We start from the raw sequence: 20,543 nt of genomic DNA, 5'->3' as shown, positions 1-20,543 counted from the left end.
TCGTGACCACGCTTTCGATACCGCGCCCGGACAAGAGCACCCGGACCGTCGTCCTCGTCTGGGCGGCGCTGACCGTGATCACGATCGTGGCCTGGCGGCTGGCGCCGGGCCACGCCGACAGCGCCGGGCTCAGCGACGGCCTGGTGGCCGGCATCGTGGTACTCGCGATGATCAAGTGCCGCTTGGTGATCCGCTACTTCATGGAGGTCCGGTACGCCCCGCGCTGGCTCCGGCTCGCCACCGACGGCTGGCTGCTGGTGCTCTGGGTGACGCTGCTGGGCATCTATCTGTACTGAATTCGCTACGGCAGCAAGCGAATTCGGGCCGCTCACCGGCCGGTGAGCCGCCGGTTGGTCAGCTCCAGCTGGCGTGCGGTGCTGCGTTCCAGGGCCTGTTGCTGGTCGGGGGTGAGGGTGTCGCACACCCGTCCCCAGTGCAGGGCGACCGGATCGCCGGGGGACACCCCGGGCGGGATCCGGTCGTCGGCGGTGACGCGGGTGACCACCGGATCCGACAGTGCCAGGGCCGCGCCGGTGCGGGTCAGCCGGCGGCACCGGACCTCGAAACCCGCACTGTCACAGTTCGTCACGGTGGCCCAGGTGATCCGGCAGCTGTCGAGTACGTGCAGCGGATGATCGTCGCTGCCGGTACCCAGCAGCCGGGTCCACGGGTAGACGCCGAACACGTGGAAGCAGTGGTTGGCGGCCGCCTCGGCGGCCAGATCACCGGTCAGATGCGACCATTGGGTGCCGGAACCGATCGCCGCGAGCAGTTCGGCGGTGAACGCCTCCGGATCCAGCTCCTCGCCGACTCCGCCACCGAGCCAATACGATTCGACCAGCCGGTGATCCAGCGGGTCGGCGATCCCGGTCAGCCGGGACAGCACCCGCAGATACGGCCAGGCGCCGGAGAAGTACGGCGCCGCCGCGCGGATCCGATCGGCGCTGTCCAGTGCCGCCGGATCGGCCGGGCCGCAGTAGCCGAGCTGGTTGGGGGCGCCGGCGTAGCGGGCGAACATCTCCGGTCCCCGGACGTCCCGGGCCGTGGTCACGCCGGTTCGACCCGGACCAGGGCGGCGGCGTCGCGATGCATCCGCCCGAAGTTGTAGTAGGCGGCGCACGCGCCCTCCGGTGACACCATGCAGGTGCCGATCGGGGTCTCCGGTGTGCAGGCGGTGCCGAACACCTTGCACTCCCAGGGTTTGAGCACCCCCTTGAGCACCTCACCGCACTGGCACGCCTTCGGGTCGGCGACCCGTACGCCGGGCATCGAGAAGCGTTGCTCCGCATCGAATTCCGCGAAGTCGTCGTGCAGCCGCAGCGCGCTCTGCGAGATGAAACCCAGTCCGCGCCATTCGAAATGCGGCCGCAGCGTGAACACCCGCGCGAGCAGGGCCAGCGCCTCCGGATTGCCGTCGGGATGTACCACCCGCGCGTACTGGTTCTCCACCTCGCAGCGGCCCTCCCGGATCTGGCGCAGCAGCATCGCCACCGAGGCGAGGATGTCCAGCGGCTCGAATCCGGCCACCACCAACGGTTTCCGATAGACCTCGGGAACGAATCGGTAGGGCCGGTTACCGACCACCGTCGAGACATGGCCCGGGCCCAGGAATCCCGACAGCCGCAGGTCCGGTGATTCCAGGATCGCCTTGATCGGCGGCACGATCGTGACGTGATTGCAGAAGACGCTGAAGTTGCGAATTGCGAGATCCCGGGCCCGTAGCAGGGTCACCGCGGTCGACGGGGCGGTGGTCTCGAAGCCGAGGGCGAAGAACACCACCTGTTTTCCCGGATTGTCGACCGCGATCCGCAACGCGTCCAGCGGCGAGTAGACGAACCGGACGTCGGCGCCCGCGGCCTTGGCGTCCAGCAGCGAACCGTGCGAGCCGGGCACCCGCATCATGTCGCCGAAACAGGTGAACACGACATCGGGCTGCTTCGCCAGCCACATCGCGTCGTCCACCCGGCCCATCGGGATCACGCACACCGGACAGCCGGGGCCGTGTACCAATTCGACGGTTTCGGGCAGCAGATGTTCGATGCCGTGCCGATAGATGGTGTGCGTATGCCCGCCGCACACCTCCATGAACTTGAAGCGCTCGCCGTCGGCGCCGCCGTCCGCCAGCTGTTCGACGGCGCGCAGCAGCGTGCGCGCGGCCGCGGGGTCGCGGAATTCGTCGACGAACCGCATTCTCACCTCCGGATCGGATCTTTCAGCTGATGGCCGACGAGTCGAACGCGTCGATCTCGTCGGTGTAGGCACTGCCGAGCTGCCGGATCGCCGTGAGCGTCAGCCGCGCCTCCTCCTCGTCGATCCGCGCCATCGCGAAACCGACGTGCACGAGCACCCAGTCGCCGGGGCCGGGCGGCGCCTCGGCGAGCAGCCGGACGCTGATCGCGCGCTGGACACCGTCGACGTCGACGGTCGCGAGATGGTTTGCGGCATCGGTGATCTCGACGATCCGTCCGGGAATTCCGAGGCACATGATTTCTCCTCAGCAGATCCGGGGCAGGGGGTCGCCGACCAGCGTGTCCACGATCCGGGTGCCGCCGAGGGCGGTGCGCATGACCACGGTCGCGGCCGGTTCGGCGACGATCTCGCCGATCTCCACGGCGTCCACGCCGAGCGGATGCGATCGCAGGGCCGCGAGACCCGCCGCGGTCTCCTCGGGTGCGACGACGGCGACGAATTTGCCCTCGTTGGCGACGTAGAGCGGGTCGATGCCGAGCATCTCGCAGACGCCGCCGACCGGCGGCCGCACCGGTAGCCGGTCCTCGCGCAGCAGGACGGCGTGGCCGCAGGCCCGGGCCAATTCGTTGCAGGTGGTCCCGACGCCGCCGCGGGTGGGGTCGCGCAGCCAGCGCGTGGCCGGCGCCGCGGCGAGCAGCAGTTCCACCAGCGGGCTCACCGCGGCGGTGTCGGAGCGGATGTCGGCATCGATGCCGAGGTCGCCGCGGGCGAGCATGACCGCCGTGCCGTGGTCGCCGAGGGTGCCCGACAGCAGTATTTTGTCGCCGGTCCGCACCGCCTGCGGGCCGAGCCGCCGGCCGGCGGGCACGATCCCGGTTCCGGTGGTGGTCACGAACATCCCGTCGGCGGCGCCGCGGGGCACGACTTTCGTGTCGCCGGTGACGATCTGGATCCCGGTGGCCGTGGCGGCGTCGGCCATGTCCGCGACGATGTCGTGCAGTTCGGCGATCGGGAAACCCTCCTCGAGCACGAAGGCCGCCGATATCCAGGCCGGTATCGCCCCGGCCATCGCCAGATCGTTGGCGGTGCCGTGCACCGCGAGCCGGCCGATCGAACCGCCGGGAAAACGCAAGGGCTGCACCACGAACGCATCGGTGGACATCGCCAGCCGATCGCCGCCGGGCAGCATGATCACGGCGCCGTCACCCAGCGATTCCAGATACGGGTTGCGGAACGCCTCGACGAACACCGCGTCGACCAGCGCGGCCGAGGCCTTACCGCCGGCGCCGTGGGCCGTGGTGACATATTCGTCGCGCAGCCGGGGACGGCGGCGGCGGAAGGATTCGATCCGTTCGATCACCTCACCCTCGGCGAATCCGGGGCCGGATGCCAGGTAGTCGTCGACGGTTTTCCTCATCGGACCTTGCTCCCTTCGGCGGACAGCTGTCGCGAATGTTCGTGTACGGCCGACCACAGCTCGTAGCCCAGCAACGCCTGCGTCTCCTGGATGCGGTGCACGCTCTGCGAGCGAACAACGAAGCAGGCGTCCACATCCGGGCTGTGCGCGAAGGCGCCGCCGTCGTAGCCGGCGAAGCCGACGGTGTACATACCGCGCTGCCGGGCCTCGCGCAGCGCCGCGGTGAGGTCGGCGGAATTGCCGCTGGTGGACATGGCGACGGCGATGTCACCGGCGCCGGCGCGGGCGATCAACTGCCGCGCGAAGACGAGGTCGAAACCGACGTCGTTGCCGAGGGCGGTCAGGATCGCCTGGTCGGCGGTGAGCGACCAGGCCGGTAGCCCGGCGCCGGCCGGAGGATGCGCGAACAGGGCCGCCAGGGTCGTGGCGTCGGTGCTGCTGCCGCCGTTGCCGAAGGTGAAAAGTCTTCCACCCGAGGCGAATCGGTGGCTCATCTCGACCGCCGTGGTGGTCAGCAGCTCGGCGACGGCGGCGAGGGTGGTGCGGCGCAGCGTCGCGCTGTCGGCCGCCTTCGCCTGTGCCGATTGCGCGAGATCGGCCAGCAGCGTGGCACTGTCGCGTTCCGCGCCGTCGAGGAACGGGTAGAGGAAGCCGGCCCCGGCGGCCGGTGTCTGCCCGCTCACCGCCGGATCCCGTTGCCGGCCAGCGGTTCCGGTGCTCGTCCGGGCGGGCCGACGGTGCCGATCGCGGCGCCCGCGTGCAGGATCACCAGGTCGTCCACGGTGACCGGGCCGACGAGTGTGGTTGTGGCGGTTTCGATTCCGGTGGCGGTGCGGACCGTGGCGGTATCGCCGCACACCGCGATCACCTCCGCGAGCCGGCCCTCGTCGGCGCAGGTGACGCAGACCTCCGCCGGGCCGTGCGGCGCCGTCAGCAGTCCCGGATGTTCGAAGCACACGTGGGTCAACTCCCACAGCAGGTGATAGGTCAGCACGAAACCACCGGCGGCGGGCAGCCGCGGATCGGGATCGTCGAACCACAGCACACGGTCGGCGGCGCCGGCCGGTGGCCGGGGGCCGTGGCCGATCCAGACGGTCACCGCGCCCCAGGCCGGGGCGCGCCGCATGATCGACCGGACCTCGGGATCGCCCGCGTCGGCGACCGCGATCACGATATCGCCGGGCCGCACCGACATTCGCGCGGCGCCGACCGGATCGTGACCGGTCAGGGCGACCGCCGGCAGCGCGCGTTTCCCCACGATCACCGGATGGACGAATTCGACCGCGATGTGCTGCGCGTGCGGCTCCCAGGCCGGGGCCACACACCACAGGGTCGCACCCGCGGCGAATCGGCGGGCCAGGATCAGAGCCGTCGCCGCGAGGTCGGCGGCCAGATCCGCATTCAGCCCGGGATCGATCGCTGTCGTACTCATTCGATACCGCCCGTTCGTCGTCGAACAGTCGTGCTCCGATTGTGCTGACATTTCGCGATCGGACCGGAACGGCCGGGACGGCGCATCCGGACATTCCGTACTCGGATATCGCCCGAGCGTAGCCTGAGGCGCGTCATCTGTCAGATGAGCCGGACATTACGGATCGGTGACGAATTCCGGACGCGGGTGTCGATAACTCCGGACGGCCGACAGGATTACGAAAGTTCCGGCGCGGGCGCGCCGGAAACCGCAATTTCCCGCGCACGAAACGCGACGCCCCCGGCGCGCGCGAATGTCGAGGAGGCCGGTCGTGCACGAACTCGCGGTCTGCGAATCCATCGTGAGCGCCGTGCGACTGCATGCGGAGGGGCGGCCCGTTCGCGCGATCCATCTGCGCATCGGAACCCTGCGCCAGATCGTTCCCGACACCCTGTCGTTCTGCTGGTCGATGGTCACCGAGGGTTCCGACCTCGCCGATTCCCGGCTGCTGGTCGAACGGATCGAGGGCCGGATCCGTTGCCGCCACTGCCGGGGCGAACGGGTACTCGACGACTACGTGTTCGCCTGTGATCACTGCGGCGGCGTCGACGTCGAAGTGGTGGCCGGCGAGGAATTCCTCATCACCGCACTCGAACTCACGGAGGTATGACCATGGGCCGGTTCCACCGTCACGAGGACGATCACGGGCATGCGCACGACCACGATCACGGGCATTCGCACGAGCACGGCGATCATTCCGGATACGGCACCGAAGCCGAACGCGTGCTGGTGCTGGAACGCATCTTCCACGAGAACGAGAAGACCGCCGCCGCCAACCGCGCCGACTTCGATGCCTGCGGGGTGACCGCGATCAATCTGATGTCCTCACCCGGCGCCGGAAAGACCCATCTGCTGCGCGCGGCGCTGCGGCAGCTGTCGGGCACGATGCGCATCGGCGTCGTCGAGGGCGATATCGAAACCAGTATCGACGCCGACCTGCTCACCGGATTCGGGGCGGAGATCAGTTTGCTGAACACCGCCAACGGATTCGGCGGTGAATGCCACCTGGACGCGCCGATGGTGCGGTCGGCGCTGCCCCGGCTGCCGTTACCGGAATTGGATCTGCTGATCGTCGAGAACGTCGGAAACCTGGTGTGCCCGGCGGAATTCGAGATCGGCGAACACGCCCGGGTCATGGTGCATTCGGTGACCGAGGGCGAGGAGAAACCGCTGAAATATCCGGTCATGTTCCGCTCGGCGGATCTGGTGCTGCTCAACAAGACCGACCTGTTGCCGCACCTGGATTACGACCCGGAATTGTTCTACGCGAATCTGCGCGCGGTGAATCCGAATGTCACCGTGCTCGAGACCAGTGCCCGCACCGGCACCGGGATCGGCGCCTGGTGCGACTGGCTGACCGAACTCCAGCCGGCCCGCCGGGTGACCACCGCACCGGCCTGACCGAGCCGGATCACTCTGCGGGACAGGGGTTTCGGTTACTCGTCGGCCAGGATCTCCGCGAATGCGATCACCACACCGCCGGTGGCGTGTTCGCGGGTGGCCGCGACCAGCGGACCGGCCTCGGCCGCGGCGGCGGAGGCCGCCGCGTAATCGGTGAAGTACAGATCCAGCAGCCGATAGGCCGGGGTCGGGCTGCCGTCCTCCTTGGGCCAGACCTTCGACTCCTGCAGCCGGGTCAGGCCGGGGAGCTTGCGCGCCAGGGCGACCTGCTCGGGGTAGGCCGCCTCGAACGCGGCCGGGTCGGTGGGGTTGGAGTAGACGAAGCTGATCTTGGTGGGATTGCCTTGCTCTGTCATGGTCGACCTCTTAATCTCCGGTTGATACCAGCGAGCGAACCGCTCACGGTTGTCGACAGTAGTCAGAGGGATGGATATCGAACCATGACCGTTCCGCCGGGAAATCTTGCCGATCGTCCAGCGGCGCACGGTGTTTCGAGCGGCATTGCCGAGCGCCGCGACGCCGGGCCGGAGTCCGGCGCGACGGCCCGGCCCGACGACCTGCTCTCGGAACTGCTGCGCAGCGTCCGCCTCAGCGGTGAGCGGGTCGCCGCATACCGTCCGCCACCGGCCTTCTCGCTCGGATTCGCCGGGACCGGCAGCCTGCACATCATCGAGGCGGGTGACCTCGAGCTCCGGATCGACGGCCGTCCCCGGGTCGAGCGCGTGCGGGCCGGGGACGTCGTGCTCGTGCCGCGCGGCGATCCGCATCACCTCCACGACGCGGGCCGCGGGCCCGCGGGACCGGAGCCGGCCCGCTGGCTGTGCGGGACCTTCACGATCGGCGATCCGCAGGCCGGGCATCTGCTCGGGGCGCTGCCGGGGGTGATCGTCCTGGGGGCCGGTCGGGCTCCGGCGCCCGAGGGGCTCGAGGTCGCCCGCCGGATGCTGCTGATCGAAATGGATTCGCCCTCACAGGGTTCCGCGGTCATGATCTCCCGCATCCTCGATCTGATCTTCATCCAGGTGCTGCGGGCCTGGGCCGCGGGTGACGACGCCGAACCGAACTGGCTGGCCGGTGCGTTCGACCCGCAGATCGGGTTGTCCCTCACCGCTATTCATCGGGATCCCGGCCGCGAGTGGACGGTCGAGGAGCTGGCCCGCGTGTGCAACCTGTCCCGGTCGGCGTTCGCCGCGCGGTTCACCGCTCGGGTCGGGACCCCGCCCGCGGGCTACCTCGCGCAGGTACGCCTGGACGCCGCCACCGAACTGCTCCGTGGCACTTCGCTTCCGATCGCGCTCATCGCGGAGCGGGTCGGATACACCTCGGAGGCGGCGTTCAGCCGCGCGTTCAAGAACCGCTACCGCACGCCGCCGGCCCGCTGGCGACGGGACATCCGCGGGCACTGACGGCTCGCGGCGGCGCTGTGACCGGCGTGTGGCAGCGCGTTGCCCCGGGTGCGGCGGGCCGGGTCAACCGCTCCCGGCCACCAGCAGTTGGCCGAAGGCGAGGCCACCGTCGCTGGGTGGTAACCGGTGGGGGCACAGCGGACGGAAGCCGTTGTCCGCCAGTAGCGTCCGGGTACGGCTCAGGAGCAGGGCATTCTGAAAGACTCCGCCGGACAACGCGATCGGCGCCGCCTCGTCCGCGAAACGAGTGGCCAGGCCGAGCACCAGTCGAGCGACCGCCTCGTGGAAGCGGGCGCCGATGACCGCCGCGGGCACATCGCGGGCCGCGTCGGACACCACCGCGGCGAGTACCGGGCCGGGATCGATGTCGAGCGGGTCGTCCGTGCCGTCCTCGGCACCCGGGCCTACCGCGAAGCGGTAACGGACCGCGCCGGGATCGGCGGTCCGCGAGAGTCCTTCCAGTTCGATCGCCGCCTGCGCCTCGAAATCCGCCACGTGCCGCACGCCGGCCAGCGACGAGACCGCGTCGAACAGCCGGCCCATACTCGACGTCGGCACGCCTCCCGCACCGCTGGACAGCTGCTGCCACAACATCTTTCGCTCGGCGGGTGGGCACTGCCGGACCGAGGCGATGCCGTCGTCCCAGTCGATACCCGCCGCGTACAGGTGGGCCAGGGCCATCCGGTACGGCCGGCGCACGCTCGCATCGCCACCGGGCAGCGGGACGTAGCGCAGGTGGGCCAGCCGCCGGTAACCCTTGTATCGGGCGGCGAGTACCTCGCCGCCCCAGATCGCGCCGTCGGTGCCGAAACCCGTTCCGTCGAAGGCGAATCCGAGCACCGTGGTCTCCGGATCCACACCGTGCTCACCCATGACCGCCGCGAGATGCGCGTGGTGATGCTGCACCGGGTACACCGGCCGATCACCGGCATGCTCGTGTGCCCACGCCGTCGACCGGTATCGAGGATGCGCATCGGCGGCGAGTTGGATCGGCCGGACTCCGGTGAGCCGCTCCAGATGTCGTTCGGCGGCGGTGTAGGCGGTCAGGGTCGCGAGATCGTCCATATCGCCGATGTGCTGACTCAGCCACGCGTACCGGCCCTCGGCCACCGCGCAGGTGTTCTTGAGGTCGGCCCCCACCGCCAGGGTCGCGGGTATCGGGAACGGCAGGGCCAGTGGCATCGGGGCGTATCCGCGCGATCGCCGCACCGGCACCTCGAGGCCGTCGACGAGGCGCACCACGGAATCGTCGCAGGGCACCAGGATTCGGCGGTCGTGCCGGAGGAAGCCGTCCGCGAGCTCGGCCAGCCGATCCAGTGCGTCGGCGTCGTCGTAGCACAGCGGCTCACCGCCGAGGTTGCCGGAGGTCATCACCAGGACCTGCGGTCCCGGTTCGTCGCCGGGTAAGCCGAACAGCAGCAGGTGCAGCGGGGTGTAGGCGATCAGCACGCCGAGGTCCGGATTGCCCGGCGCCACCGCGTCCACCGGATCCGCTCCGGTCGGGGTGCGGGGGAGCAGCACGATCGGCCGCGCCGGACCGGTCAGCAGGGCCGCCGCGGCCGCATCGACCCGGACGATCGCACGGGCGGTGGCCAGGTCGGGGACCATCACCGCGAACGGCTTGTCGCCACGGCGTTTCCGGCGACGAAGCGCCGCGACGGCGGCCGGGTTCGCGGCATCGCAGGCCAGGTGATAACCGCCGATGCCCTTCACGGCGAGAATTCCGCCGGAGCGCAACAGGTTCCGGGCGGCGGTGAGCGGATCACCCTCGCCGGGACCGTGATAGGACAGGGCCGGGCCGCAGTCGTGGCAGGCGATCGGCTGGGCGTGGAAGCGCCGATCGGTGGGATCGTCGTACTCCCGCGCGCAGGCGGCGCACAGCGGGAAGCCGGCCATCGAGGTGTGCCGCCGGTCGTAGGGCAGGTCGGCGATGATGGTGAATCGCGGACCGCAGTTGGTGCAGTTGACGAACGGGTGGCGGTAGCGGCGGTCGGCCGGATCCCGCAGTTCCGCAACACATTCGGCGCAGATCGCCACGTCGGGGGAGGCGAGCGTGCGGCCGCCGCCGGTGCGGGTGGTGTCGGCGATGCGGAAGCCGGTGCCGCCGCGGACCGGGATCGCGGATTCCTCGATCGCCTCGACGACCGCGAGCGGCGGTGGGCCGCACCGGATCCGGGTGACGAAGGCGTCGACATCGGCGGTGGCGCCCTCGATCTCGATCACCACGCCGGAACTGTCGTTGCGTACCTCGCCGGTCAGGGCCAACTCCGCCGCCGTCGTGTAGACGAACGGGCGGAAGCCGACGCCCTGTACGACGCCCCGGACGACCAGCCGCCGCCGGGACCGGTTGCCGCTCAGGGTTCCTCACCCCGGCCGAGCAGCCGCAGCCCGGCCATCGCCGCCTCCGCGCCGGCCTCGTCGGTCTTCTGCACCGCGAAACCCATGTGGATGATCACCCAGTCGCCGGGACGGGCGGGTTCGGTGTCCAGCAGGCCGATGTTGACCCGCCGCGGTTCACCGGAGACGTCGACGAGCGCGATCTGATCGTGGTAGCCGTCGACCAGCGAGACCACCCGCCCTGGAATGCCGAGGCACATCGGCGATCACACCTCCTGCCGGTCGAAGAGATCGTCGAGGATCGAGGCGACGGTGGTCACGGTGACCGGGACCGCGGCGGCGACCGTATCGGTCAGCCCGATCCCCTCGGCCACCGATTCGACCCGGCAGCCGATGACGAGCGTGGTGGCGGGCAGCGTGCCGCCCAGGGCACGGACGGTCGCGAACATCGCCTGGGGATCCATCGCGTGCGCGTCGAGGTACGAACCGGATTCGGCATCCGGGTCGACGTGCAGCACCTCCACCCGGCCGGGTTCGCCGCCGCCGGGCAGGGCGTCCACCAGCAGCAGCGCATCCCAGTCGCCGAGCAGGTCGTAGGCGAGATGCATACCGCGGATGCCGTAGTCGGTCACCCGCACGCCGGGCGAATCCGGCGGCGGCAGTGCGCGCACCACCGCCGGTCCGAATCCGTCGTCGCCGAGGAAGATGTTGCCGATTCCGGCCACCAGCACGCGCATCGGGCTACATCTGCCGAATCTTCAAGTAGCGCTTGATATCCGGGATGGAGCGCACGCCGATGACGGCGAGCAGCGCGACGAGCGCCGCGACGACGACGGTCGAGACCACTCCTACCGATTCCATGGCGAATTCCTTTCAGCTGTGCGGGCCGTCGAGCGGCTCGATCTCGTCGGGGGCGAAATACAGGTAGCGGCCGTACCATTCGTGCAGGTCGGCGGCGGGGTCGTCGTCGACGACCACCGCGATGTGCACATTGCCGTCGACATCGTGGTGCACCGTCGTCACCCGGGCCGTGCGGCCCGCGTAGAACAGGTCGTGGGCATCGGCACGGCGGCTGGGGCGCAACCGGACCCGGCTGCCCTTGCGCACCGGCACCCCGGCGACCTCGACCGCATCGGTCTCCGGGCTCACCGCCGCGTCGGCGACCGGATCCCACCACGGCGTCTCCGGCGGCGGCGCCGGGTCGCGCAGCACGCCGTGCAACCGTTGGAGCTGTTCGGGTGTCATGGTGTCGCAGCGGTCGATGATCTCGGCGCCGCGCGGATCGGTGGCCCGGGCCTGCTGCTTCTCCGCATCGGTCAGGGTCATGACCCGCAGCGCGAGGATCTCGTCGATCTCGGTGCAGTCGAACAGCGGAATCTCGCTCTGCTCCGCCACTTCCGGATGGTCGTAGAGGATGATCGGCGAGATCAGCAGCAGGCTGTGGTCGCCGACCGGCCCGGCGAGCACCGGGAAGCAGCGGTGCTGGGCGCATCGGGCGACCGTCGCGGCCGCGGCCTCGGGCGGTTCCAGCAGCGAAACGAACTGTGCGCCGGTGAGTTCGGCCACGACGTGGGCGCCGAGGAAGGAGCGGCCGGCCGCGTCGTCCCGGTCGGCGGCGGGAGCGCCGGTGTTGCGGACGGTGACGGTCAGGCGGCGCAGCTCCGCCATCCGCTCCACTGTGACCTCGAGCGCGCCCTCGAGCGGTTGCCGGACCCGCACCACGCGGCCGGTGTCGCCGGACAACTCCTCCACATCGCTGCCGCCCGCGACGCGCAGCAGGAATGTCCCGTCGCGCAACGGCATCGGGCCGAACCGCAGCTCCTGCTCGACCGCCTCGTCCCAGCCGAACCAGGTCCGGCCGCCGGATCGCAGTTCGGGCACCGGGACACCGTCGGCGGTGCAGACCGTGCGGCGCTGCCGTTGCAGGAAGCGGACGGTCAGCACGATCGTGGCCGCGTCGCCGCCGTCGACCGGGAACTGCGCCGTCAGGTGCGTGTCCTCACCCAGTCCGGTGGTGGCCGCCTCGGCGGGACCGAGCACGCCGAACTGCCAGCGGGACCGGTTCTTCTGCGTGTCGGCGCGGTACGGGTACAGCAGATAGCCCTCGTAGAGCACGGTGTCGGCGAGGGTCCGCACCCGATCGCGTACCGGCCGTGCGGCGCCGTCGACGGTCACGGCGCCTCCCCGGATCCGGCGGACAGCAGTTCCGCCACCGCCTCGTCGTAACCGAGCAGCCCGCGCCGGGCCTTGAAGGCCGACAGCGCGTCGAGGCTGCCGCGCGTCAGCCGCAGCCAGCCGGTGTCCGGGAAGTGCTGCGCCATCAGCTGTTGCCAGGTGGAGATCGGCATGTCGTGGGCGACATCGCAGTTCCACGGCACGTTGCGGATCGTGAAACCGTTGCCGCCCTTGACGAATACCGTGCCGCTGAACAGGAACAGCAGCGGTACGGTGCCTTCCCGCAGCGCGTGCAGGTATTTCGAACCGGCGACCTCGAAGTCGTAGGTGCACGGCAGCGGCAACTCCACCTCGGTGCGATCCCGGAAGCCGGGAATCATGGCGGCGCAATGCATCCACAGGAACGAGCGCTGGGTCTCGTGCCAGCGCTCGCGCGCGCCGAACAGGTCCACCAGCCCGGCGCCCTCCGCGTCGCTGTAACCGCGGCGGTGCGGTTCGATCCGGACCTGCGCCCGTAACGCGATGGCGTGCACCGACTCTCCCGGCGCGGCGGTGACGGCCACGCGGGCGGACAGCGCCGGGGTCAGCGCGTAGGGTTCCGGCGCGATCCCGGTGACGGCGAACGCGGTATCGCAGACCGCCGTCATGAGCGGCCGCCCGCGGCGCGGTCGGTCACGGTGGCGAAGAATTCGTCGATGTAGCGGTGGGCGTCCTGGCCGCCGTCGAACCCGCGCCACAATGTCCGCATGTGGCCGACGAATTCGTAGCACGCGTCGATGGGCAGCAGGACACAGCCGCCGTCGCCGCCGCCGCGTTCCGGCATCCGGATCAGCAGGGCCTCGACATCGTCGGCGACCGTGTCCAGTTGCGGGTGCCGGTCCAGGATCGCCTGCCAATGTGCCAGCGGCAGTTCGGATTCGGTGGCGCCGGCCGGGCCCGGATAGACCGCGACGGTGCGGTCCAGGGTCGAGTTGCGGAAGAAGAACGCCAGTCCGACCGGGATCTCCAGGGCATTCCAGGCGGCCTGATCGACGACGACCTCCGGGAAGGCGCGGCAGCGATCGGGCACGGCCCGGTAGCGCAGGGCCGCGTCCGGGTCGGTGAACAACAGATAGCAACCGCGGCACACGCACATCAGTTGCCGCCCTTCGAGATCCACGACGTGCTGATGGGCGTCGCCGATCGACTCGGTACACATCTCGCAGCGTTCCCCGGCGGCGGTGGCGGGGGCCGCGGCGGCCAGCCGCCGCAGCACACCGAGCGAGGCGCTCACCCCACCACCTCCGCGGGGACCGCGACCGACATCTGCCCGGCCCGCACCAGCATCGGCAGCGGATCGAGATGACCGTCCCCGTCCAGCCGGGCGCCGGCGTGCACCGCGTCGTACTGTGCGGGACATCCGGGGCAGCGCAGCACGCTGTCATCCGCGGGAGAGTCCGGGCCGCCGTGCAATTCGGCTCCGGCCAGCGATCGCTCGCAGGCCGGGCAGCGATCCCGGTACACGTACAGGTCCGTGCCGACCCGGCACACCAGCACCGGGACGCCGCCGACCGCGAATCCGCCGACCTCGCCGGGCCGCAGATCCGCGAACTCGGGGACCTCGACCCAGGCCGCGGCCGCCGGTGCGGCCCGATTCACCTGTGCGAACAGCGATTCCGCGGGAATCACCGACGTGGTCTCGGGTGCGGTGTCGACCTCGATGGTGTCGATCTCCGGCGCCGCGGCCTGAACCGCCTCGCGCACAGCCAGGTCCAGCGTCACCGAGGAGGACGGGCAGCTGCGGCAACTACCCGCCAGCCGCAGCCGCACCACCGATCCCCGTACCTCCAGCAGGGATACGTCGCCGCCGTGCGAACCCAGATACGGACGGACCTGGTCGAGGGCGGTCCGTACCCGGGTGCGCACGTCGTGCGGGTGCAGGCTGTGCACGAGCAGCAGGCTCGCCACCAGGTCGTCGCGGACCAGTTCCTCGGCCGCCTCATCGCCGAGGAGCTCCAGGATCCGCGACAGCCCGGCGCCGTACAGGTCGACGACCTCGTGTACCAGCTGCTCGGCCCGCTCCCGCGCCGTCGCGCCGTGGGCCGACATGGCATCGAGCAGCGACTCGATGCGCTCGCCGGCGGCCCGGCTGTGCGCGTCGCTACTCACCGGTCAGCGCCTGTGTCGGCGAGTGCAGGGCCTTCAGGGTCTTGCCGTCGCCGAGGTACATGTGGACGCCGCACGGCAGGCACGGATCGAAACTGCGCACGGTGCGCATGATGTCGATGCCCTTGAAGGTGTCGCGGCCGTTCTCCTCGAAGATCGGCTGGCCCTGGACGGCGTCCTCGTACGGGCCGGGGGTGCCGTAACTGTCGCGCGGGCTGGCATTCCACGGCGTCGGCGGATACGGGTGATAGTTCGCGATCTTGCCGTCCCGGATCACCATGTGATGCGACAGCACGCCGCGCACCGCCTCGGTGAAGCCGCAGCCGATGCCCTCGTCGGGCACCTCGAACTTCTCCCAGGTCTTGGTGCGGCCGGCCCGGATCTCCGCGAGCGCCTTCTCCGCGAAATGCAGCGCGCACGCCGCCGCGTAGGCCTGGAAGTAGGTCCGGGCCCGGTCGCGCTCCAGGGTGTTGCTGCCGAATTGCGGGATCTTCCATTCCAATTCGACGGGACCCTTCAGCGCGGTCTTCGGCAGGTTGATCTGCACGCTGTGCCCGGTGGATTTCACGTAACCGATGTCGACCAGTCCGGCCAGCGCCGTGGTCCACAACCGGGCCAGCGGTCCGCCGCCGGTGTCGAGGGCCAGATGATCCTTGCCGTCGAACCAGCGCGGCGACATCACCCAGCTGTACTTGTCCTCCAGATCGCGCTTGTGCGGATGCGGATTCGTGTGCTGATTCCAGGGATGGCGGCGGTCCACCGGATTGCCCAGCGGATCGCGGCTCACGAACATCTCCTGATCGGTCCAGTCGTCGTAGTACGAACTGCCGAGCAGAATGCGCAGGCCCAGATTGATGTCGACCAGGGAGGTGGTGACGAGTTTGCCGTCCACCACCACACCCGGGGTGACGAACATCTTCCGGCCCCAGTCCTCCATGTCCCGATAGCGGAAATTGCAGACCTCGGGATCCTGGAACGAACCCCAGCAGCCGAGCAGCGTGCGGCGCAGGCCCACCTGTTCGTAGCCGGGCAGCGCCTCGTAGAAGAAATCGAAGAGGTCGTCGTGCATCGGCACGGTCTTCTTCATGAATTCGACGTACCGCATCAGCCGCGTCATGTAGTCGGTCATCAGCTGGACGGTCGCGACCGTGCCGACACCGCCGGGATACAGCGTCGACGGGTGCACGTGCCGGCCCTCCATGAGGCAGAACATCTCCCGGGTGTAGCGGCTGACCTGCAGTGCCTCCCGGTAGAACTCGCCGCTGAAGGGATTCAGCGCCCGCATGATGTCGGCGATGGTGCGGTAACCGTGTGCGTCCGAATGCGGGGCGAGGGTCTTCTCGGCGCGGGCCAGTACGCCCGGATTCGTCTCCGCGACCATCTTCTCGCAGAAGTCCACGCCGACCAGATTCTCCTGGAAGATGTTGTGGTCGAACATGTATTCCGCGGCCTCGCCGAGATTCACGATCCACTCGCCCAGATGCGGCGGTTTCACGCCGTAGGCCATGTTCTGGCAGTAGCAGGAACAGGTGGCGTGGTTGTCACCGCAGATACCGCAGATGCGGCTGGTGATGAAATGCGCGTCGCGAGGATCCTTGCCGCGCATGAAGATCGAGTAACCGCGGAAGATGGACGAGGTGCTGTGACACTCGACCACCTCGCGATTGGCGAAGTCGATCTTGGTGTAGATGCCCAGGCTGCCGACGATCCGGGTGATCGGATCCCACGCCATCTCGACGAGGGCGGACGGTTCGGTCGGGTGCTGCGAGGGCCGTGGGATGATCTGGGTCATCGAAGTCCTCTCCTACCAGGTGCGAGTGGCGCCGGTCAGCAGTTCTTTCCCCTTGTGCCGCCAGTGCGGTTCCTTGTCGACGGTCCGCTCGGTGATGTGCCGCAGATTGCGGACCACCGAGCCGTACAGCCCCGATGCGACGGACGAGAATTTGCCGCCGGGCGGCTCGTCCATGAACGGCATGAACTTGTCCGGGAAACCGGGCATCGTGCAGCCGATGCAGATGCCGCCCACGTTCGGGCAGCCGCCCACCCCGTTGATCCAACCCCGTTTGGGCACATTGCATTTCACCACCGGACCCCAGCACCCCAGTTTCACGATGCATTTCGGGGATCCGTACTCGGTGGCGAAATCGCCCTGCTCGTAATATCCGGCCCGGTCACAGCCCTCGTGCACGGTCGCGCCGAACAGCCATTTCGGCCGCAACGCGTCGTCCAGCGGAATCATCGGCGCCTGACCGGTCGCCTGATAGAGCAGATAGGTCAGCGTCTCGGCGAGGTTGTCGGGCTGGATCGGACAGCCCGGCACGCACACGATCGGAATGCCCGCCTTGGATTTCCACCCCCACCCGAGATAGTCGGGCACACCCATGGCGCCGGTCGGATTGCCGGCCATCGCGTGGATGCCGCCGTATGTGGCGCAGGTGCCGACGGCCACCACGGCGGTCGCCTTGGGCGCCAGCCGATCCAGCCACGCGCTGGTCGGCATCGGCTGTCCCGTATCCGGATCGTTGCCGAAACCGCACCAATAGCCTTCGCTGTGCAACTGCTCGTTCGGGATGGACCCCTCCACGACCAGAACGAACGGCTCCAATTCGCCGCGATCGGCCTTGAAGAACCACTCGAGGAAGTTGTCCGCACCACCGGAGGGCCCGCATTCGAAATCGATCAGCGGCCAGTGCACGGCGATCTTCGGCAGGCCCGGCAGGGCGCCGAGCGCGATTTCCTCGATGCTGGGCTGGGTGGCGGCGGTCAACGCGACCGAATCGCCGTCACAACTGAGCCCCGCGTTGATCCACAGCACATGAATGAGCGTTTCTTCGGCTTCGACAGCTTCTCGAGTCGGCATGGACCGCCACCCTTCGGAAGTGCGGTTCGTCGGCGGGCGTCCCGGGGCCGGAACGCCGAATTATGACCCGGATCACATCAGCGTCCGTAGTCTAGGCACGCGCGCGATAACGGCTCAAGAGCATTCCGGAAACCGGGCCCCGACGCCGCATTTCCCACCGCGGACGCGATACCCGGCCGTGACCTGCGTCGTTCCGCCCCTATTTCGGCGCGTCCGCGCCGGCGGCGATCGTGGTCTTGCCTTGACGCCGGTGACAAGGTCTAGCGTTGCCGGGGCAACTCTCGGGAGGAGGCCACATGCTGATCGGAGAACTGGCCGAGCGCGCCGGCACGAGTGCACGCACGGTGCGCTATTACGAGCAGCACGGACTCGTGCAACCCGGGCGGTCGGCCAACGGCTACCGGGTGTACGACGAGCACGAACTCGACATCGTGCGGAAGATCCGTGGATTGCTGGAATTGGGTTTCGATCTCGTCGACGCCCGGCCGTTCGTCACCTGCCTGCGCGCGGGCCATCGATCCGGCGACGAATGCCCGGAATCGGTGGAGTCCCTGCGGCGCAGGCTCGCCGAGATCGATGACGCGATGGACGCGCTCTCCACCGCGCGGCGGGAACTGAGCGCGCGGATCAGCGCGGTGGCCGGCCCACCCCCGAAATGTGAATTCTCTCCGGAAGGCACCATCTGATGCGGTTCGCGGTCAGCTACAACGCGGCATTCAACGGCACCGACCCCGATCGCCTCGTGGCATTCGCGCAGCATGCCGAAGCGCTCGGATTCGAGGCACTGTACGTGCAGGACCACATTGCGCTGTATCCCGGCGCCGATTACGGCGCGGGCGAGTTGCCGCCGACGCTGCCGTATTTCGATCCGGTGGATCTCCTGAGTTTCGTGGCCGGGACCACCCGGCGGATTCTGCTCGGTACCGGTGTACTGCTGCTGCCGTATCGGCATCCGGTGGTCCTGGCCAAGCGGCTGGCCACCGTCGACGTGCTGTCCCGGGGCCGGATGCGCCTGCTCACCGTGGGCCTCGGCGCCCTGCCCGGGGAAGCCGCCGCGCTGGGTGTCGACTTCCGCAGCCGCGGCCGGCGAGCGGACGAGGCCATCGATGTACTGCGCCTGCTGTGGTCGGGTGGCCCGGAGGGGGTCGGCCATCGGGGCGAGTTCTTCGCCTTCGACAACCTGTGCAGCTATCCGAAACCCCACGAGACGACCGCGCTGCCGATCCATATCGGCGGCTCCAGCGCGGCGGCGGCGCGGCGGGCCGGGCGGCGCGGTGACGGTTACTTCGCCGGCGGCATGCTCACCGAAGACGAACGTGATCGCCAGATCGAACTGGCCCGCAAGGCCGCCACCGACGCCGGACGCGATCCGGACGCCGTCGAATACACCCGCTGGGGAGCGGCCGACATCACCGCCGAACGCGTCGGGCAACTCGCCGAACACGGTGTGGACCGGATCGTCGTCGGCTTCGCGGGCGCCGACCCCGGGCGACAACACGACCTGATGTCCGAATTCGCCGAACGATTCGCGTTGTCGCACCGGGACTCGGACGGTTACCGCTCCCGGACCGCGTAGGTCAGGTGGGTCACCCGCTGGGTCGGCCGCGACCGGATCTGTTCCAGGGCAATGCGACTCGCGTCCACGGCGTCGAACAGGCGGATCCCGGTGCCGAACAGTACGGGGGAGAGGGCGATCGAGAACTCGTCGATCAGACCCGCGTTCAGGTACTGCACGATGGTCGCGCCGCCGCCCGCGATGCGGACGTCCCGGTCGCCGGCCGCCGTCCGGGCCAGGTCGAGCGCGGTCTCGATACCCTCGTTCACGAAGTGGAAGGTGGTGCCGCCCGGGCGTTCCCACGGGTCGCGCTTCTCGTGCGTCACGACGAACACCGGTGTGTGGAACGGCGCCTCCGCCGGCCACGCCGTTTCGCCGGCGTCGAACATGCGCTTACCCATCACGCTCACGCCGGTGCGCTCGAACGTCTCCCGCGCGATGTCGTTGTCGGGTCCTTCCTCGCCGCCCTTACCGAGTTTCAGGCTCTCCCGGAAGAACCGCTGCGGAAATATCCACTGCTGCAGTTCCATCCACTGCTGCCCCATCAACTCCTCGGCGGATTCGGGTGCGATGAACCCGTCCACCGACATCGACACACTGAAGAAAACTTTCCCGGCCATCAGCCCTCCACTCCGTTCGCAACGATTCCGCCGATATAGGCGGCCAGGTTGCCCAGCGTCTGCCGGCCACCCTCGATGACGTGGTACTTCTCGACTGCCTCGTCGCGCAGCTGCTTGGTGGGGAACACCGTGCGCATCTCGATCCGGGTCGCCTCGCCGTCGGGCGCGAATGTCACGACCGACTCGAAGGCGTCCGGGTCGCCACGAAACTCACCGTGCAGCAACGCGATTCGCTCCGGCGGGACGATCTCGGTCCAGGAGATCCACTCCCGGTAGTCCGTCCCGTCCGGTCCGTGCATCACGAACTCCCACTCGCCGCCGGCGCGGAACTCGAATGCCCTTGTGGTGGTGGTGAATCCGTCCGGCCCCCACCACTGCGACAGATGCCGGACCTCGGTGAACGCCTCGAACACCAGATCCGGTGGGGCACCGATGTTCCGGGTGATCACGATCTCACGGTCGGCGGTATCGTCGGTCACTTCTCCTGCCTTTCCTGTCGGAGGTCCTGCACGTACCGGTCCAGCCGGTCGAAGGTCTCGTTCCAGAACTGCTCGAACCCGCCGGTCCACTCGTGGATCGGCCGCAGCCCGCGAGCGTCGAGGCCGTACAGGCGCTGTTTGCCCGCCCGGCGGTCGCGCACCAGCCCCACCTCCCGCAGCACCCGCAGGTGTTTGGACGCCCCGGGCTGGGTGATGCCCAGCTCCTGGGCCAACTCGGTCACCGGCCGCTCACCGGCCCGCAGCAACACCAGGATCTCCCGGCGCTGCGGCTCGGCGATGGCGTTGAAGACGTCCGACGTCGTCGCTAGTCGTGCCATGCGCTAGATCATATTCCTATATGGGTATGCGTCAAGTCGGCCGCCGAACGGACCGAACCGCACCAACGTGATCTGTCCGGCGGACGGCCGCGGAAAGCTCCGGGGATGTCATCATTGCGAATATGGCATCGAGAGCTCGTCGTACCGAA

At 69.1% G+C, this 20,543-nt stretch carries 25 protein-coding genes; 6 read left to right on the top strand and 19 right to left on the bottom strand.

Translation table 11 applies throughout. The features are described 5' to 3' along the window. Positions 1-2: 2 nt before the first annotated feature. Positions 3-296, top strand: a complete 294-nt coding sequence (locus tag G361_RS0120230) for a cytochrome C oxidase subunit IV family protein (RefSeq protein ID WP_019928928.1) — start codon at positions 3-5, stop codon at positions 294-296. Between the two features lie 32 nt (positions 297-328). Here G361_RS0120230 and G361_RS0120225 read toward each other — a convergent pair whose 3' ends face one another. The 6 genes from G361_RS0120225 to G361_RS49570 are packed head-to-tail and all read right to left on the bottom strand — an operon-like array spanning position 329 to position 5,039. Beyond that, on the bottom strand, positions 329-1,051 hold the full coding sequence (locus G361_RS0120225) for a DUF6390 family protein (RefSeq protein ID WP_019928927.1): 723 nt from the start codon (positions 1,049-1,051) through the stop codon (positions 329-331). Beyond that, positions 1,048-2,190 (bottom strand): hydrogenase formation protein HypD, encoded by a 1,143-nt coding sequence (gene hypD / locus G361_RS0120220; protein ID WP_019928926.1) that lies wholly within the window; start codon positions 2,188-2,190, stop codon positions 1,048-1,050. Before hypD ends, G361_RS0120225 begins: the two co-directional genes overlap by 4 nt. A 22-nt stretch (positions 2,191-2,212) precedes the next feature. Further along, complete coding sequence (locus G361_RS0120215) at positions 2,213-2,485, bottom strand: HypC/HybG/HupF family hydrogenase formation chaperone (RefSeq protein ID WP_019928925.1); 273 nt, start codon at positions 2,483-2,485, stop codon at positions 2,213-2,215. 9 nt (positions 2,486-2,494) lie between these two features. After that, complete coding sequence (gene hypE, locus G361_RS0120210; protein WP_019928924.1) at positions 2,495-3,607, bottom strand: hydrogenase expression/formation protein HypE; 1,113 nt, start codon at positions 3,605-3,607, stop codon at positions 2,495-2,497. Then, entirely contained in the window at positions 3,604-4,290 is a 687-nt protein-coding gene (locus G361_RS49575) for an SIS domain-containing protein (RefSeq protein ID WP_019928923.1), read from the bottom strand. The genes hypE and G361_RS49575 overlap by 4 nt, the downstream gene beginning before the upstream one ends. Continuing rightward, on the bottom strand, positions 4,287-5,039 hold the full coding sequence (locus G361_RS49570) for a hypothetical protein (protein ID WP_019928922.1): 753 nt from the start codon (positions 5,037-5,039) through the stop codon (positions 4,287-4,289). The genes G361_RS49575 and G361_RS49570 overlap by 4 nt, the downstream gene beginning before the upstream one ends. 310 nt (positions 5,040-5,349) lie before the next feature. On the opposite strand from G361_RS49570, the gene G361_RS0120195 reads away from it, so the two are divergent. Together G361_RS0120195 and hypB are read left to right on the top strand one after the other, a co-directional pair. Continuing rightward, a complete protein-coding gene (locus G361_RS0120195; protein ID WP_019928921.1) occupies positions 5,350-5,688 on the top strand; it encodes a hydrogenase maturation nickel metallochaperone HypA in 339 nt (112 codons plus the stop codon). A gap of 2 nt (positions 5,689-5,690) precedes the next feature. Beyond that, positions 5,691-6,479: a hydrogenase nickel incorporation protein HypB gene (gene hypB, locus G361_RS44210; RefSeq protein WP_036494177.1), complete on the top strand. Its 789-nt coding sequence runs from the start codon at positions 5,691-5,693 to the stop codon at positions 6,477-6,479. Between the two features lie 35 nt (positions 6,480-6,514). Here the strand turns inward: hypB and G361_RS0120185 are convergent, their stop codons facing one another. Continuing rightward, positions 6,515-6,835: an EthD family reductase gene (locus G361_RS0120185; RefSeq protein ID WP_019928919.1), complete on the bottom strand. Its 321-nt coding sequence runs from the start codon at positions 6,833-6,835 to the stop codon at positions 6,515-6,517. An 84-nt stretch (positions 6,836-6,919) separates the two neighbouring features. Between G361_RS0120185 and G361_RS0120180 the strand changes: the two genes are divergently transcribed. Further along, positions 6,920-7,885 (top strand): AraC family transcriptional regulator, encoded by a 966-nt coding sequence (locus tag G361_RS0120180; protein WP_019928918.1) that lies wholly within the window; start codon positions 6,920-6,922, stop codon positions 7,883-7,885. A 63-nt stretch (positions 7,886-7,948) separates the two neighbouring features. Here the strand turns inward: G361_RS0120180 and hypF are convergent, their stop codons facing one another. The 9 genes from hypF to G361_RS0120130 all read right to left on the bottom strand — a co-directional run bounded on the left by hypF (position 7,949) and on the right by G361_RS0120130 (position 17,402). Continuing rightward, on the bottom strand, positions 7,949-10,243 hold the full coding sequence (gene hypF / locus G361_RS0120175; protein WP_026343280.1) for a carbamoyltransferase HypF: 2,295 nt from the start codon (positions 10,241-10,243) through the stop codon (positions 7,949-7,951). Continuing rightward, a complete protein-coding gene (locus G361_RS0120170; RefSeq protein ID WP_026343279.1) occupies positions 10,240-10,482 on the bottom strand; it encodes a HypC/HybG/HupF family hydrogenase formation chaperone in 243 nt (80 codons plus the stop codon). The genes hypF and G361_RS0120170 overlap by 4 nt, the downstream gene beginning before the upstream one ends. 6 nt (positions 10,483-10,488) lie before the next feature. Beyond that, positions 10,489-10,959 (bottom strand): hydrogenase maturation protease, encoded by a 471-nt coding sequence (locus G361_RS0120165; protein WP_019928915.1) that lies wholly within the window; start codon positions 10,957-10,959, stop codon positions 10,489-10,491. A gap of 136 nt (positions 10,960-11,095) precedes the next feature. Continuing rightward, on the bottom strand, positions 11,096-12,397 hold the full coding sequence (locus G361_RS0120155) for a hypothetical protein (RefSeq protein ID WP_019928913.1): 1,302 nt from the start codon (positions 12,395-12,397) through the stop codon (positions 11,096-11,098). After that, a complete protein-coding gene (locus tag G361_RS0120150; RefSeq protein WP_019928912.1) occupies positions 12,394-13,044 on the bottom strand; it encodes a DUF6084 family protein in 651 nt (216 codons plus the stop codon). Before G361_RS0120150 ends, G361_RS0120155 begins: the two co-directional genes overlap by 4 nt. Beyond that, positions 13,041-13,670: a DUF5947 family protein gene (locus G361_RS0120145; protein WP_019928911.1), complete on the bottom strand. Its 630-nt coding sequence runs from the start codon at positions 13,668-13,670 to the stop codon at positions 13,041-13,043. Before G361_RS0120145 ends, G361_RS0120150 begins: the two co-directional genes overlap by 4 nt. Beyond that, positions 13,667-14,545, bottom strand: coding sequence for a NifU family protein (locus tag G361_RS0120140; RefSeq protein ID WP_019928910.1), 879 nt, complete (start codon positions 14,543-14,545; stop codon positions 13,667-13,669). Before G361_RS0120140 ends, G361_RS0120145 begins: the two co-directional genes overlap by 4 nt. Next, positions 14,538-16,334, bottom strand: coding sequence for a nickel-dependent hydrogenase large subunit (locus G361_RS0120135; protein ID WP_019928909.1), 1,797 nt, complete (start codon positions 16,332-16,334; stop codon positions 14,538-14,540). The genes G361_RS0120140 and G361_RS0120135 overlap by 8 nt, the downstream gene beginning before the upstream one ends. A 12-nt stretch (positions 16,335-16,346) precedes the next feature. After that, entirely contained in the window at positions 16,347-17,402 is a 1,056-nt protein-coding gene (locus G361_RS0120130; RefSeq protein WP_026343278.1) for a hydrogenase expression protein HypE, read from the bottom strand. 296 nt (positions 17,403-17,698) lie between these two features. Between G361_RS0120130 and G361_RS0120125 the strand changes: the two genes are divergently transcribed. Both G361_RS0120125 and G361_RS0120120 read left to right on the top strand, forming a co-directional pair. Continuing rightward, positions 17,699-18,088 (top strand): MerR family transcriptional regulator, encoded by a 390-nt coding sequence (locus tag G361_RS0120125; protein ID WP_019928907.1) that lies wholly within the window; start codon positions 17,699-17,701, stop codon positions 18,086-18,088. After that, complete coding sequence (locus G361_RS0120120; protein WP_019928906.1) at positions 18,088-18,978, top strand: TIGR03619 family F420-dependent LLM class oxidoreductase; 891 nt, start codon at positions 18,088-18,090, stop codon at positions 18,976-18,978. The genes G361_RS0120125 and G361_RS0120120 overlap by 1 nt, the downstream gene beginning before the upstream one ends. On the opposite strand, the gene G361_RS0120115 is transcribed toward G361_RS0120120, so the two are convergent. Genes G361_RS0120115 through G361_RS0120105 form a run of 3 tightly spaced genes read right to left on the bottom strand, consistent with a single transcriptional unit; the run spans position 18,957 to position 20,394 of the window. Then, positions 18,957-19,577 carry a dihydrofolate reductase family protein gene (locus tag G361_RS0120115; RefSeq protein ID WP_019928905.1) on the bottom strand — a complete coding sequence of 207 codons (621 nt, stop codon included), beginning with the start codon at positions 19,575-19,577 and terminating at the stop codon, positions 18,957-18,959. The genes G361_RS0120120 and G361_RS0120115 overlap by 22 nt on opposite strands. After that, the gene (locus G361_RS0120110) at positions 19,577-20,056 is read right to left on the bottom strand and encodes an SRPBCC family protein (protein WP_019928904.1); all 480 of its coding nucleotides are present in this window, start codon (positions 20,054-20,056) and stop codon (positions 19,577-19,579) included. The genes G361_RS0120115 and G361_RS0120110 overlap by 1 nt, the downstream gene beginning before the upstream one ends. Next, positions 20,053-20,394, bottom strand: coding sequence for a metalloregulator ArsR/SmtB family transcription factor (locus tag G361_RS0120105; RefSeq protein ID WP_019928903.1), 342 nt, complete (start codon positions 20,392-20,394; stop codon positions 20,053-20,055). The genes G361_RS0120110 and G361_RS0120105 overlap by 4 nt, the downstream gene beginning before the upstream one ends. Positions 20,395-20,543 lie beyond the last annotated feature (149 nt).

Origin of the sequence: Nocardia sp. BMG111209 (assembly GCF_000381925.1) — a bacterium.
Lineage (GTDB): Bacteria > Actinomycetota > Actinomycetes > Mycobacteriales > Mycobacteriaceae > Nocardia.
The sequence above is the reverse complement of the archived record's forward strand: the minus strand, read 5'-3'. Positions and strand labels throughout refer to the sequence as shown.